The 15,566-nt window shown below is 33.3% G+C and carries 12 protein-coding genes; 8 read left to right on the forward strand and 4 right to left on the reverse strand.

Annotated elements, in window-relative coordinates; translation table 11 throughout:
- Position 1 precedes the first annotated feature (1 nt).
- Together ERX46_RS00935 and ERX46_RS00940 are read left to right on the forward strand one after the other, a co-directional pair.
- Positions 2-700 carry a CoA transferase subunit A gene (locus tag ERX46_RS00935; protein ID WP_130091951.1) on the forward strand — a complete coding sequence of 233 codons (699 nt, stop codon included), beginning with the start codon at positions 2-4 and terminating at the stop codon, positions 698-700.
- A gap of 410 nt (positions 701-1,110) precedes the next feature.
- Positions 1,111-1,830: a glycosyltransferase family 2 protein gene (locus ERX46_RS00940; protein ID WP_130091952.1), complete on the forward strand. Its 720-nt coding sequence runs from the start codon at positions 1,111-1,113 to the stop codon at positions 1,828-1,830.
- Positions 1,831-2,530: 700 nt separating this feature from the next.
- On the opposite strand, the gene ERX46_RS00945 is transcribed toward ERX46_RS00940, so the two are convergent.
- From ERX46_RS00945 to ERX46_RS00955, 3 genes are all read right to left on the reverse strand, one after another.
- Entirely contained in the window at positions 2,531-4,675 is a 2,145-nt protein-coding gene (locus tag ERX46_RS00945; RefSeq protein ID WP_130091953.1) for a hypothetical protein, read from the reverse strand.
- A 236-nt stretch (positions 4,676-4,911) separates the two neighbouring features.
- Positions 4,912-5,115: a hypothetical protein gene (locus ERX46_RS00950; protein WP_130091954.1), complete on the reverse strand. Its 204-nt coding sequence runs from the start codon at positions 5,113-5,115 to the stop codon at positions 4,912-4,914.
- Positions 5,116-5,275: 160 nt separating this feature from the next.
- Positions 5,276-7,531: a TonB-dependent receptor gene (locus tag ERX46_RS00955; protein ID WP_165366111.1), complete on the reverse strand. Its 2,256-nt coding sequence runs from the start codon at positions 7,529-7,531 to the stop codon at positions 5,276-5,278.
- Positions 7,532-7,581: 50 nt separating this feature from the next.
- Here ERX46_RS00955 and ERX46_RS00960 point away from each other — a divergent pair, with 50 nt between their 5' ends.
- The 4 genes from ERX46_RS00960 to ERX46_RS00975 all read left to right on the forward strand — a co-directional run bounded on the left by ERX46_RS00960 (position 7,582) and on the right by ERX46_RS00975 (position 13,224).
- Positions 7,582-7,998 carry a Fur family transcriptional regulator gene (locus ERX46_RS00960; protein ID WP_130091956.1) on the forward strand — a complete coding sequence of 139 codons (417 nt, stop codon included), beginning with the start codon at positions 7,582-7,584 and terminating at the stop codon, positions 7,996-7,998.
- Positions 7,999-8,151: 153 nt separating this feature from the next.
- Positions 8,152-11,019 carry an efflux RND transporter permease subunit gene (locus ERX46_RS00965; protein WP_242494514.1) on the forward strand — a complete coding sequence of 956 codons (2,868 nt, stop codon included), beginning with the start codon at positions 8,152-8,154 and terminating at the stop codon, positions 11,017-11,019.
- 60 nt (positions 11,020-11,079) lie between these two features.
- Positions 11,080-12,051 (forward strand): polyprenyl synthetase family protein, encoded by a 972-nt coding sequence (locus ERX46_RS00970; protein ID WP_130091958.1) that lies wholly within the window; start codon positions 11,080-11,082, stop codon positions 12,049-12,051.
- A gap of 3 nt (positions 12,052-12,054) precedes the next feature.
- Positions 12,055-13,224, forward strand: a complete 1,170-nt coding sequence (locus ERX46_RS00975) for a ribonuclease D (RefSeq protein WP_130091959.1) — start codon at positions 12,055-12,057, stop codon at positions 13,222-13,224.
- A 31-nt stretch (positions 13,225-13,255) separates the two neighbouring features.
- Here ERX46_RS00975 and ERX46_RS00980 read toward each other — a convergent pair whose 3' ends face one another.
- On the reverse strand, positions 13,256-13,447 hold the full coding sequence (locus tag ERX46_RS00980) for a hypothetical protein (protein WP_130091960.1): 192 nt from the start codon (positions 13,445-13,447) through the stop codon (positions 13,256-13,258).
- Positions 13,448-13,618: 171 nt separating this feature from the next.
- On the opposite strand from ERX46_RS00980, the gene ERX46_RS00985 reads away from it, so the two are divergent.
- Both ERX46_RS00985 and ERX46_RS00990 read left to right on the forward strand, forming a co-directional pair.
- Complete coding sequence (locus tag ERX46_RS00985) at positions 13,619-13,849, forward strand: hypothetical protein (protein WP_130091961.1); 231 nt, start codon at positions 13,619-13,621, stop codon at positions 13,847-13,849.
- A 99-nt stretch (positions 13,850-13,948) separates the two neighbouring features.
- Positions 13,949-15,529, forward strand: coding sequence for a T9SS type A sorting domain-containing protein (locus ERX46_RS00990; protein ID WP_130091962.1), 1,581 nt, complete (start codon positions 13,949-13,951; stop codon positions 15,527-15,529).
- The last annotated feature ends 37 nt before the right edge of the window (positions 15,530-15,566 follow it).

Genomic DNA, 15,566 nt, shown 5'->3' on the forward strand with positions numbered 1-15,566 from the left:
TATGAGAAAGACTGTAGATAATGTAGAAAAAGCCTGTGAAGGTATAGAATCAGGAATGACCTTAATGTTAGGTGGTTTTGGTTTATGCGGTATTCCAGAGAATTCAATAGAGCATCTCGTGAAAATGGAGGTGAAAGATTTGACATGTATTTCTAATAATGCAGGTGTTGATGATTTTGGATTGGGATTATTACTGCATAAGAAACAAATCAAGAAAATGATTTCTTCTTATGTTGGAGAAAACGATGAATTTGAACGTCAAATGCTTTCAGGTGAACTTGAGGTAGATTTAATTCCTCAAGGTTCTTTGGCTGAACGCTGTCGTGCTGGAGGAACTGGCATTCCAGCTTTCTATACTCCGGCTGGTTTTGGAACTGAAGTAGCGGAAGGAAAAGAAATTCGTGAGTTTAATGGAAAACCACATATTTTAGAAACAGCATTAACAGCCGATTATGCAATTGTAAAAGCATGGAAAGGGGATACCGAAGGTAATTTAATATACAAAGGAACAGCAAGAAACTTCAATCCAGTAATGGCAATGGCAGGTAAAATCACCATCGCAGAAGTGGAGGAATTAGTCGAAGCTGGAGAGTTAGATCCTAACCAAATTCATACCCCTGGAATTTTTGTTCAACGTATTTTTCAAGGTAAAAAATTCGAAAAAAGAATTGAGCAATTAACGGTAAGAAAGAAAGCTTAAAAATTAATTGAATATATATTGAGCAGTGTTTCCTTAAGGAGATACTGCTTTTTTATGCTATCCACTTTATTGTATCTAGCTTTAGCTTCTAAAAAATCTAATATCTAACAATGGATTTTAGACAATCAGACTTTTTTGTCTAACGTCTAACATCTAAATTGTCCAACATCTATATCTAAAGATACTTATAGAATTCTATTCTCATTTGAACATAAGGTGTTTTCAGACCATAATGGTTCGGTTTTATAGCATTGATGATTTGAGTTTTTCAAACTTCAAGGTGAAAAATCAGAGTTTAAAAAGATGACATTCACAATAATAGATGTGAGAAAACCATTAAAAATAGAAAAAGCGACTTTCTCTACACATTATTCTCTAAATTAGTACTTTTTTAAACCCAAGTTTTAGCAATGAGTATTCAAAAATTATCTATTCTAATTCCTGCATATAATGAAGGAAGAACTATTCATCTTATTTTGGATAGAGTTAAGGATGTTAAATTGGTTAATGATATCGAAAAAGAAATCATCATAGTTAATGATTGTTCTAGCGATGACACAGTGATTAAGATCAATGAATACATGAAAAACAATCCGGATTTTAATATTCAATTGTTTTCTCAAGATAGAAATAAAGGAAAGGGAGCGGCTATTAATCGTGCAATTCAAGAATGCAGTGGAGACTATATGATTATTCAAGATGCAGATTTAGAATATGATCCAGAGGACTATAATCTTCTCCTAAAACCTATTTTTATGGACAATGCTGATGTTGTATATGGTTCACGATTTGTCGGACATCATCCACACAGAATATTGTTCTATTGGCATTCTATTGGAAATAAATTCTTAACCAATTTATCCAATATTATGACGAATCTGAATTTGTCAGATATGGAAACTTGCTATAAATTAATTAGAACTTCTATTGCGAAAGATTTAGTAATTAAAGAAAATCGTTTTGGAATTGAACCAGAAATCACAGCTAAATTAGCCAGAGTTCCAAGAGTCAAAATTTATGAAGTTGGAATTTCTTACTACGGAAGAACCTACGAAGACGGTAAGAAAATTGGTTGGAAAGACGGAGTTAGAGCAATTTGGTGTATTTTCAAATATAGATTTTCTAAATAATATTTGTAAGAAAAATCAATACTTTTTTTGGCTCTATATGAAATACTGTGGGTAATCAATTTTAATCCTTTGAAAAATTAATAGTTCTAGTACGAATTTAACTGTAACCTACACGAGTTGTATTTTAAGGTATTTAACCAAATCATCATTTCATTTTTACAAAAAAAATAATCATATAGAGTCCTGTATTTCAGTTTGTTAGTCCCGTAGGGACGGCATATTAATAGCCAAGGACGTAAGTCCTTGGTTTAAAACAAATAGATATAATACAAAACCCAACAAAATCGACCTAATTGCATGCAATTAGGTCGATTTTGTTGGGTTTTGTTTCGGTTTGTATCGTTTGGCGTATGGACTTACGTCCATCCCTATTAACATGCCGTCCCTCTGGGACTTCGAATAATAAATACTTAAATAACAGGGGTTTATAAAATTAAGCGAAATGTATTTTAATAGAAAGTTTCCATTTAAGTAAAATTAGAACCAAATTAACAATCGTTTAGCTTCAATTAAAACCATAGATTTTAAATCTATCCACACAAAATTATATAGAACCCTCTTTTTATATAATATAGCTAGTAGAATAGATTGTCATTAAATGTGCAAGTCCAATCCCGAAGCACAATCCCGCTCTCTGCTCTCCTCACTCACTCTGTAATTTTTAGACTGCTGCCAAGAGTTTGAAACTCGTGGCTGCAGTCTAAAAATTAATACTCACTCCTGGTCCAATCAAAAAGAAGAACTTCGATTCATTTAAGAAATAGCCCATTCCAACATAAAGAGGGAAGGAGAATCTTCTGTTTTTCTTAGTTGGATAGACAGAACCCAATAAAACAATTCCTAAATCTCGTTCAGCATCTTCATTAAAGTTAAATGCATTTTTTGCTAAGAATCCAGCTCCAATTTTAAACGGACGTAATTTCTGAATTTCACCTTTTTGGTAAAACGAGAATTGTGCCAACATAGATAAAGAAATACCACTCAATCCTGGGAATCCAGGCTCACCAACTTTCTTAATAATTAATCCAGCAGGAATAGATAAATCCACATCAAAAGCAATGTATTTTGCTTTTATAATCTCCACACGACTAGTGTATCCTTGACCGCCGTAAACATTTTTTCTGTGTTTAATAATCAATTCTATTTTTGCCCAATTTTCCAAACTGTGGGTTTTGTTGGACAAATAATCATTGATAGATATAACTTCATTCATGCAGCCTGTTGAGCTTGTGTAGGCAAAGTTTCTTGGTGAATTCAAACCAGGACAAACCACAATATCATCAATCGTTTGTTTCTCTACAAGCTTATTATTGGCATCTGTTATGCGCACTTCAATTTCTAAAAATTGTTTTCCATACAACTGAAAAGCATCATCAATGAATTGATTATCAAATTGAATGTTTACATCTCCAATTGTAGTTTCATGTAAAATGGGTTGGGTTGCATCTTTTGCTACAACAGGAGTTCCGCCATATTCTATAATCACGAAATCCAATTCTTTAGGTCGTTGAAATTCTATGATGTCCAACATCATTCCTGTTTTGGTATTTCCTGTATAAATATTGATACTCTTTTTACGAATGTCAATTGGAACTTTTAATAAATAATGCGCAACGAATTCGTTTTTGATAAGACTGTCATTTGAAACATCAACTAGATCTTCGAATTTAAAATCTGTTCTATTCAATCCTTCTCCTTCTAATCTAATTTCAACTATTTCTCCAGGATATACTTGCTTTGATTTCACCCAACTTCCTCCTTGACGTAAAATACTTACTTCATTAATTTTCGGCTCAGGTAGAATGTTGATGTTGGTGATGAATTTTGGAACATCTCCATCTTTAATGTACAAATAACCCGAAGAGATTTTGTGATAATTGTAAGGTCTAAACATACAAAGTATCTTGTCATTACTCAACCTTCTCACAGTGTACATTTCAGCGACGAGTGGTCCGCCAGATTGATCTGTAGCTTCTAGTCGATACGTTTTATTGATTGCTAACAAACGGTGATTATCAATTTGAAGCTCTATTCCTTTTGGATTCTTCGCTTCCCAAATAACTTCTTTATTTTCAAAGGTCAAGAACTTCAAACGTGAACCTTTTACATTAAACGTGAAACTCTGTTTATCTAATATATAATTCGGCTTCCTGAGGTCTATATTAGGACGATACAGCTTAATTGTAAAATCAATTTCTATATTTCCTGTTTCTGTTGGTATTATTGAAATCCATATTTTATCATTGCTGCGGTGAATTCTGTATTCATATTTCTCATTTTGTTTCCATAATGGATCAATTACGATATTGTCTGGTTGATTGGTAATGAGTTCAAAAGTTTTTTCATCTCCAATGTATAGGTCACTTTCTCCAGGATAAATTGTAGCATAAGTATGGGTATAAGGAAAAATTGGAATAGCCATGGTTTTTCCGTTTTCTTCTAAACTAATGTTGAGGAATTCTGCTTGTGAAAGGTCCGAAAACTGAACTTTGAAGTGATAGTAACCATCTATTCTTAAGGTTAATGAATCAATTATTTTATATTCGTTTGTCGATTTTAAAATCCAATTCACGTTTTGAACCACTTTGTTATGAGGAAAAACACGGAATTCTATGATTGGATTTATTTCTTGATACTCAAAAGGAATTTTCCATTCGTTTTCTACAAAAATTCTATCCAAAGAGTATTTGTAAATATTGGTGTCTATTCGCAATTGAATATCCGAAAAGTAGGAAAACATATTTCCTTGCGCAGTTACTGATTGAGGTTTTATTCCAAAAAGAGTCAAAACAAAAACAAGAAGAAATAGGTGTGAACGCAGAACATTTTTCGAACTAATATGCATATTCAATTTAATTTTGATGCAAAGATAAGGATAGCAAATGATAATTGATAAATGATAATTAACAATTGATAATTATTGCTTTTACACTAAAAAATCTGTGAGAATATGCGGTTGTAAAACAGCGTCATCCCGTATCAAAATGCGGAACAAGATTTCTAGCTCCGTTACAGCACAACATTCCGTCAACGCTATTTAGGGAAGTGCATAATTACCAATTATCAATTATCCATTAAAACCTAGTGCCCATGACAATGCACCTCATAGTTCACTCCGTTTATCTCTGTCCCCGAAGCCTCAATATCTTCCAAATCATCTCCACAATACTCGCCCATTTCAACTTCTCCATTTGGGCCATCATAATGACACTCTGAACATTTCTTGCAAGATGTAAATGTAAATCCTGCAATCAATAATGCACTAAAAACTAATCTCTTTTTCATATTTATTTGTTTATTGTTAAACTTTATATATTCATCTTTGATGAGAAAATGCTAAAGACAAGGCTTGTGAAGTTTATAATTATCATGAGTTTATTTTTATAAATGATTGTAATTATAAACAAGCATAACGCAGTATTTAACATTTTCTCACAAAGAGCACCTACTTGATTTTATACTTCAGCGATACAAACACATTAATCCCTGGCTGTGAAAGTCCTAAATTTTTCAATGCTGATAAATGTCCACGGTAGTTGGTGTTTAGTAAATTCCGAACTCCAGTTGAGATATCTAATTTTTCGGCTTTTCCAATTGAAAGATGTGCAGCCAAATTCAATAAATGATAATCTACAGAATATGTTTCATTTGGACCAACACGGTTTTGTGGTAAATAATAAACATGCTCTAATATTATGTTTTTAACGCTGATTTTATGCTTGTTTTTAATATCAAATCGAATCGACGTGTTGAGATTCGGTTGTGGAATCAAACTAATCGGTTCACCATTTTGAGTCTCTGCAATGGTAGCAGAAAAATTACTATTGATGTGCAAACGGTGAATGCGGTGTGGATGATAATGAATTCCGATTTCTCCTCCATAAAGATGAGCAACATCAGCTTGACCATATTCAAATATTGGAAAACTACCTGCGAAATCATCAGTTTGATTCAAGTATATGAAATTTGAAATTCTATTATAATAAGGATTGATAACAATTTCCAAATGGTCGAAATGTAATTCTAAAGCTAAATCCAATTGAATAGCATGTTCAGAATTTAGATTTTCGTCACCTTTTTCGTAGCGCAATGATCCATGGTGAAACCCATCTGCTTTTAATTCTGATAAATGCGGAGCTCTGTAACCACTTGAAGCATTAAATCTGATAGAAGTAAGTTCCGAGTTTCGAACAAATCCTGCCGAATAATTAACGCCTTGGAATGTTCTGTTAACGGCATTCGGATTGATATTAGAAATTAAAGAAGAATCCAAATCTGTTGAGCTTAACACAGAAAGATAACGAATGTCATATCTTAACCCTCCTTGAAAACGCCATTTCCCTATTTCATAATCGACTAATGCATAAACGCCATTGTCAAAACTATTTGCATCTGGAATCAATAATGAAGAACTTGGAAAGCGATTTCTATTGATTTTTGCCATTCCTTGAATTCCCGTTTTTAGTCCAATGTTTTCTGTTATTTTACGTGTGTATCGAATATTATAAGTTGAATTATTGACATTCAAATGCGTAAAAGGCAATGTGATTTTTTCGTCATGTTCTCTGAGATCACTGTTTGTATTTCCTAGTTCAATCAATAGATTCGATTTATTAAAGAAAATTGTATTCTCAATCAATAAGAAGTTATTCAAGTTGAATTGTGCCGGAAGTGTTCCTTCGCGTTTTCTATCGCTTGTAATAAAATCTATTGTTTCTGGATTTTCATTGTGAGAATGTCCAGGAATTCCCAATCTTAAATAAGAAAGTTGATAACGGATGTTTAATTGATAATTCTTGTGACGGTAGCCTAAACTGGTTTTGAAATTCGTTCCCCAAAACCTAGAGTTTTTAATGAATTCTCCATCTGGTAATTGAAAATCCGCATGATTAATGTAATTCGCATGAACATTAGCTCGCCATTTTCCTTTGTGAATTCTAAATCCTGCTTCATTGGTTGTTCCCATAGAATTAGATTCAAATTTTGTAGAAACATAAGCATCACTTTTCCCTTTCTGAAGATAAGATTCGTCTATAAAATGAATAACTCCACCTAACGCGTCAGCTCCATACAATAAGGAAGAAGGACCTTTCACAACTTCTACTTTTCCCAAACCTAATTCTGAAGCCGCCATTCCATGATCACTTCCCCATTGTTGATTCTCGATACGCAACCCATTATTATAGGTAACAACGCGCATTCCTGAAAGTCCACGAATTATTGGTTTGCTAATTCCCATTCCTACAGAACTAGTTTGAACTCCCGGAATAAGAATTAAGGACTCACCTAGAGTTGTTGCTCCAGTTTGAAATAATTCATCTTTTGTCGCAATTGCAACAGAAGTAATGTTTTCTCTTTGAACCCTTCCCTCAGCAGCGGTAACTTTTACTTCTTCAAAAACGGTATGCAGGGGAGTGAGTTCAATGATTAATTTTTCATTCTTCGATATATCAATCTCTTCTATAGAGATCTTAAAATCAAAAGCCGTGACTTTAATATTTAAGTGTGTTTCTGGCAAGTGATCAAAGAAGAACTCACCTTTTTCATTTGTGCTTGTAAATATATTAATGCTAGGAAAACCCACCTTCGCAAATGGAATTACTTCCTTTGTTTCTGCATTAATTACTTTTCCCTGTATATCTTGCGCATGAAGATTAAAAGAGAAAATTATGTAAAGAATAATACCTATTTTTGCTTTCATTGAATTGAACTGAATTGCAAATATAATACAAATGCAACAATATTGCATCTATGAAAGTTGATATTTTAAGAAAAAAGAATTTACGCGTTACTCCTTTTAGAAAAGAAGTACTAGACATTTTTTTAAAAAATGAGCACGCAATTTCTATTCAAGACATCGAAGACGGGTTAAAGGATTTTGATAGAATTACGCTATATAGAACGATTAAGTCCTTCACCAGCAAAGGTGTTATCCATGAAATTGTGATGCCTGGAGATATTAAGAAATTAGCATTGTGCGATGGTGTTTGTGCTCATGATCATGGTTTGCATGAACACAATCATATTCACTTTCAATGCAGGAAATGCGAAGAGGTGTATTGTGTCGAAATTGACGAATTACCTCAATTAAAAGTACCTGGTTTCATTATAGAAGAGCAAGAAATTCAAGCGAAAGGAATATGTTCAAAGTGTTCAGTTGTGACATAAATTTTGGTGTGATGCGTTAATTCAAGCTTAATTCAATTCTTTTCTATCATTTTGTTTACATTTGTATGTTTAATTATAATTTAGTTTATGTGGTTTAAACTCTCCCAGATTATATTGAGGAATAGGATTGTTATTATTTCTATAATGGCAGCCTTGACTATATTTTTTGGCTATTTCGCTTTCACAGCCTTAGAAATGGACAATAAGTATGGAAATATGTTGCCTAAAAAATCTCCTGCTCAGGACGATTACATGCAACTTAAAGAAATGTTTGGTGAAGATGGTGGAGCTTTAGTTTTAGCCATTCAATCAGACAAACTTTACACAGAAGAAAACTTCTTAATGTGGAAACAACTTGGAGATTCTATCGCTAAGTTGGACGGTGTAAATGCAGTTTTGTCTGAAGCCGATCTTTTCACAATTAAAAACAATACTGCCGAAGGTAAATTTGAAGCAGAACCTATTTTTCTAGATCCAACTTTTAAAGAAAAATCCATTGAAGATATTCGCCGTGAAATAAGGCAGATTCCTTTATACAACGGACTTTTATACAATGATTCAACCGATGTTTCCTTGATGATGATTACCATCGATGAGGCATATTTAAGTGACCAAGCAAAATCTGGAGTTGTATTGGATGCTGAGGCAATTGCATTGGGTTACGAACATGTTTTTGGTAAAATGCACTTTGCTGGTTTGCCACACATTCGTGTTGTGATGGGAAAAAGAGTGGTCTCTGAAATGTATATTTTTATTGGACTTGCAATTGCAGTTACCTCCTTGTTATTGTACCTTTTCTTCCGATCATTTAGAGTTGTAGCTTTTAGTATTCTTGTTGTATTTATCGCTGTTATTTGGTCATTAGGAAGTATAGGATTAATGGGTTTCAAGCTTTCAATTTTGATGGCATTGATTCCACCATTGATGATTGTAATCGGGATTCCCAATTGTATTTTCCTGCTCACCAAGTTTCACCGAGAAGTTAAAGATCATGGGAATAAAACCAAAGCATTATCCCGTGTTATTTCTAAAGTTGGAAATGCTACATTCTTAACGAATCTTACCACAGCATTAGGATTCTCGACGTTTATGTTTACCAATTCCGAGAAATTAGTTGAGTTTGGAACAACCGCCTCCATAAATATAATGTTTGTATTTGTGATCTCAATTACAATCATTCCTATTTTATTTTCACTTACTAAGATTCCTAAATCCAGACATTTAAAGCACTTAGAAAAGAAATTTGCGAGAACTATTGTAGACAAATTAGTTTACATCACAACAACCCACAGAAAGCGTATTTATTTAATTACAATTGCAGTGGTTGTTATTGCTATTTTTGGAGCTACAAAGATGGAAGCCACCGGGAATTTAACCAGTGATTTACCAGACTCAGATCCAATTCTAAAAGACATTCTTTTTATTCAAGAAAATTTTAATGGGGCAATTCCTTTTGAAATTCTGATTAATTATAAAAAGGATGGAAGAAAGTTTGACAAGAAAACACTGGAGAAATTAGAAACAGTTCAGGCGAATTTAGAAAAAGATACCATTTTTAGTAAATCGATTTCTATTGTCAATTTCATGAAGTTAATCAATATGTCATATTATGGAAATAATCCTGATATGTATAAGTTGATTGAACGTAAAGACATGTTGCGTTTGAAAGGTTATGTGGATAATTTTCAAGCAGACATGGTGAAAACGCAATTGGTATACAAATACCAAGATTCAATTCGTGTTGGGAAAACAAATTACAGCGATTCTTTAATGCTTAATTATCCGAAAATTGCTAAGCGTGTAATGCAGTTTAAAGCGGATACTTCTATTGTTGATTCAATAGCTCCTTCACAATATCCTTCTGAAGAGGAAATCAATATGTTCATAACTGAAAGTGATCGATCGGATGAGGTTTTGGATGTTTCTATGAAGGTTTTCCCTGCTTCGGCGGTCGGACTTTCTTTAAAAGAATTAATCGATACGACCAATACAACTTATCGTTTGCGTATGCAGGTAATTGATTTAGGATCGTATGAAATTGATCAAAAAATCAGTAAAGTTACTGCAATGTTGGATACAGTTTTAAATCCAAATTCAGAGGAAGTTGCTGCTTATTATGAAAAATTTGAAGCTGGTGAAACAACTTATGCAGACTCAATTTTCAATGTATCAAATGCATACAGAAACAATACGGCGTTTAATATAGCGGAAGGGAATGATTCTTTATTGTTCCAATTTGACTTAGACCCAACTTTATTGGCAACATATTATGAAAAAGAAGAGTTTAAAGTTGCCTTAGAAAAAGCAATTGATGATGAAAATTTAAGTTACTTAATCACTGGAACATCAGTTGTTGCAGCTGAAGGAACACAGTATCTTATTAAAAACCTTTTGACGAGTTTAATTATTGCCATTTTCATTATTGCAATCTTGATGGCGTTCTTATTCCGTTCTTGGAGAATGGTGGTTATTTCACTCGTTCCTAACTTTATTCCATTGTTGGTAACAGCAGGAATTATGGGAATCTTTGCAATTCCAATTAAACCTTCAACATTGCTAGTGTTTAGTATTGCATTCGGTATTTCTGTTGATGATACAATTCACTTCTTGGCCAAATACCGTCAAGAACTTAAAGTGCGCAGCTACGACCAAAGAGGTTGTGTAATTAATGCACTTTATGAAACAGGATTGAGTATGTTCTATACTTCAATCGTATTGTTTTTCGGATTCTCAATGTTTGCTTTCTCTCAATTTGGAGGAACAAAAGCATTAGGTTTATTGGTTTCATTAACTATGTTAGTTGCCATGTTGACCAATCTAACAGTTCTTCCTTCATTGCTTTTAAGCTTAGAAAATAGAATTGCAACTAAAGCATTCAGAGAACCATTTATCAATATTTATGATGAAGAAATTGATATTGAATTGTCTAATCTTGAAATCGATCCTAGAACAAGAATCGATTATGACCCAGATGAAGATGTAGATGAAAAAAGCGAGGACGACAAGAACAATAAAACCTAGTGCTTGTTCTATCATTTAGAAATTTCCAACACTATTTAAAAATAGATAACAGTATCTTAAATGCACCATATTCAAGAGTATCAACAATTACTAGAAAAGAAAATTCATGCTTTGGAATTGCCAAAAGAGCCAAAGAATTTATATGATCCGCTGCGTTATTTCCTAACATTAGGAGGAAAACGTACGCGACCATCTTTAACAATGTTGGCTTGTCATTTATTTGGCACTCCGGGTATAAAAGCAATAAATGCTGCATTGGCCGTTGAATTGTTTCATAATTTCACATTAATTCATGATGATATTATGGATGATGCGCCATTGAGAAGAGGGAAAGCAACTGTGCATGAAAAATGGGATAGAGATGTTGCTATTCTTTCTGGAGACGTTTTGTTTGTGGAAGCATATTCTTTATTGGCCAAGCACGATTCAGTTGTATTACCAAAATTATTGAATGTTTTTACGCGAACTGCAAGAGAAGTTTGTGAAGGTCAGCAGATGGATATGGATTATGAATCTTCAAATACTGTAACCATAGATCAGTACATCGAAATGATTCGTTTAAAAACTTCAGTTCTATTAGGAGCGGCCTTAGAAATGGGAGCTTTAATTGGAGGAGCAGAAAATAAAGAAGACATTCAGCACATTTATGATTTTGGAGTGAATGTAGGATTAGCTTTTCAAATGCATGACGATTTACTTGATCTTTATGCTGATTCAGAGAAATTTGGAAAACAAGTTGGAGGAGATATTCTTTCAAATAAAAAGACTTTTCTGTTGTTGAAAGCTTATGAAATAGCTGATCAAGAGACGAAATCACAATTGGATACTATCTTGAATAATCAATCAGGACAAGAGAAGATTGACAATGCAAAAGCTATTTTCGAGCAACTAGGAGTTCGTCAAAAGGCAGAAGAACAAAAAGATTTATTTTATCAGAAAGCACTCTTAAATATGAAGGAAATTAATGTTCCTGATGCCAATAAGAAAGAACTTTTAGATTTAGCCAAATACCTAATGTCACGTGATCATTAATTAATGAATTCAAACATACAATACATCGACAATACAGCTTCTTTTGAGGAAGTAGTGAAATCTTTATCTACCAAAAATGAGATTTGCATAGATTTAGAATTTGATAAAAATCATTTTCGATATGGTTTCAACCTTTGTTTAATGCAGATTTTCGATGGAGAAAATTGTTATTTAATTGATCCATTGAAAGGGTTGAATATTGAACTTATCTTTCCTATTCTCGAGAATCCATCCATTCAGATTATTTGTTTTGCTTTCAATGAAGATATGCGCCTATTGCATCATTTAGGTGCAAAACCAAACAATATTGTTGATTTAGGTGTAGCGATGCGCTTATTGAATTACGAAACACTTTCATTAAATAATTCTTTATTGGCTGTTCTTGGAGAAGATTTTCCAATCGATACCAAATCTAGTCAGCAGAAAAGCAATTGGTTTCAGCGACCGTTAACTGAGCAACAACATGTTTATGCTGCAGAAGATGTATTTCACCTTCCAGCGCTTAAAAATGAATTAATTAAGAAATTAGAAGAAGAAAATCGCAGCAATTGGTTTGTTGAAGAAATGGAAGCTTTTAAAAATTACGATTGGTCGGGTGGTGAAAAAGTGGCGTATTTAACAAAGAAAGATCAGAAACTACTTTCCCTTAGAGAATGGATACGTTTCGAAAAAATAATGGATTACCGAGAAGAACTTGGCGCTTCATTAAGTAGACCAACATATAAAGTGCTAGATAAAAAGATAGCTTTCCTTTTGGCTACTAAGCCTAAAAAAGTTTCAGAATGGACAGCACTAAAAGGTGTTCACCCAAAACTAAAAGTGGAGAAAGTTCAACATAAAATAGAAGCACTTTTAGAAGAAGCAGAAAAGGAGATTCAAGAGAACAGAATCACGATGGGACAATCCAGCATTCCAACGTTAACGAACGAACAGCGAATAAAAATCAGCAACAACAGAAGACGCGTTCAAGACGTAAAAGAAAACTTTTTCACTCCCCTAAAAGAAGAAGTAAAGAATGACTTCGGTGAAAATTACAGTAATTATTTTCTTTCTAACCGCAAAATGGTGGAGTATGTAACCGGCGAGCAAGTATTGCTTTCTTATCAAAGAGTGATGATTGAACATATTGCTAAGAAGTTAGGTTTGGAGTTGCCGGGGTTTATGTTGGGGTGAGAAATAGATTAGTTTTTTAAGCTGGCTAAATCTATGCAGTAGCTTCTTTATATTCTTTAAAACTTTTTACTCTAGTCAATCCTTTTCCAGAATTAGCTTCTACCATTGCTTTTATAGTTTCTTTGTTCGGCTCTTTTTCAATCGTTAATCCCAACTCTTTAGCTAATTGCTCAATTAACTTTAGTTTACTTTTCGATTTTCCACTCAATGTTATTGATGTCATTTTTACTGTTTTAATCAAAGATACAATATTATTAAAAGATAAAAAAATAGGTATGATTTTAGGGACAAATTTTAACTAAGTCACCATACTTCAAGGTTCCTTTCGGAAGAGAAAGAAACCCTAATAGTCAAATCAAGTATTCCACCACTAACCAACGAACAGGGTTCGAAAATGAACCTGCAAAGAAATAGAGTTCAAATTGCAAAAGATAAATTCTTTATCCCTATTAAAGAAGAATTAAAAACCGAATTGGGTGAAAATTACAGCAACTATTTCCTTTCTAATAGAAAAATGGTGGAGTATGTAACTGGCGAGCAAGTATTGCTTTCTTATCAAAGAGTGATGATTGAACACATTGCTAAGAAGTTAGGTTTGGTGTTGCCGGGGTTTATGTCGGGGTAAGAAAAGTACTTTGCTATAAATTACTTTAGAGTAAAATGTTTATTAAATTTGGAGTGCTATACATATGGCAAGCACTCTATTTTTTTAAACTACATCATTATGAAATTAACATTACTTCTTTCAGTATTATTTCTCTCATTATTCTCCATCTCCCAAACCCTCCAAATCACCAGCCAATACGTTATCGGTGGAGATTTGAACGATTTTGCGCGTTCTGGGATTAGGGTCAATAATAAAACAATAATCGGAGGGGATTCATATTCTGGTTCTTCTGGAGATAAAACTACTGCTAATTATGGAGGGTCTGACTTGTGGATTCTCTCATTAGATAATAGTAATTCTCTAGAATGGCAAAATAATTTTGGTGGAGCTTCTAATGATTTAATGGTTAAAATGATGGAAACATCAGATGGAAACTTATTAGTTGGGTCTTCTTCTGAATCTGGAATTAATGGAAATAAAACAGCGCCAAATAAGGGTGGTTTCGATTTTTGGCTTATCAAATTAGATGATTTGGGAAATGAAATTTGGCAGAAATCCTATGGTGGTTCTGGTGATGAATATTTAGGAGATATTGTTGAACTTGCCGATGGTTCTATTTTATTAGTTGGACAAACATTATCTCCTATTTCTGGTGATAAAACTGAAAATTCTTATGGTCAATCTGACTGTTGGATTGTGAAAATAGATGGTGATGGCAATGTGATTTGGGATAAAACGATAGGAGGGAGTGATGATGAAGGCTTGACATCAGTTGCAATTGATGAAAATGAAAATATAATTATTTCGGGTTCTTCCAAATCTCCAATATCTGGACTTAAAACAGAGGGAAGTTATGGAAGCTATGATATTTGGGTTTTAAAACTTGATAGTAATGGGAATATATTATGGGATAAAACTATAGGTGGAAATGGTGGTGATTTAAGTAGTAATTTGATATATTCAGATAATAGGGTTTATGTAATAGGTTATTCTTTGTCAGGAATTTCTGGAACCAAAACAGAGTCATCACGAGGTGTTTTTGATATATGGGTTACTAAATTAGACCAAGATGGAAATGTTTTGCTGGATAGGACCTGTGGAGGCAACAACACGGATCAACCATCACAAGCAATGATTACAAATTCTGGTGAATTACTTGTGGCAGGAGTTTCAGACAGTGGCATATCAGGGGAGGTCGAAATTTCCTCACATAATAATTCACTTGATTTTTGGATTATAATTGCAGATACAAGTGATTTATCAATAAAAAGTCAGTTTAAATTTGGAGGTGACCAAGATGAGGTGTCTCCAACTATTTTACAAACAGAAAATAATTCACTCTTACTTTTTGGAGCATCACAATCTGATATCTCTGGCGACAAAACCGAGCCAAATAAAGGTCAGAATGACTTCTGGATCCTAGAACTTTCAACAGATTTAAGCACTTCCGATTTCAATAAAGAAGAATCACTTTCAATCTACCCAAATCCAACATCAAATACTTTTAAAATCTCAAACTTACCATCAGGAGAAAGCTATGATTTGAATGTCCTAGACATGATGGGAAAATCTGTTTTACAATCAAAAGTGAGTTCAATAAATAATACTGTTAATGTAAATTCATTGAGTCCCGGAATGTACACTTTACAAATGTTTGATAGTAATAAAAAGTACACTTCTAAGCTGATAGTGGAGTAGGGCATATCAGTTTTAATAATTACTCAACAGATTAAAT

Source organism: Brumimicrobium glaciale (assembly GCF_004152935.1).
Classification (GTDB): Bacteria; Bacteroidota; Bacteroidia; order Flavobacteriales_D; family Crocinitomicaceae; genus Brumimicrobium; species Brumimicrobium glaciale.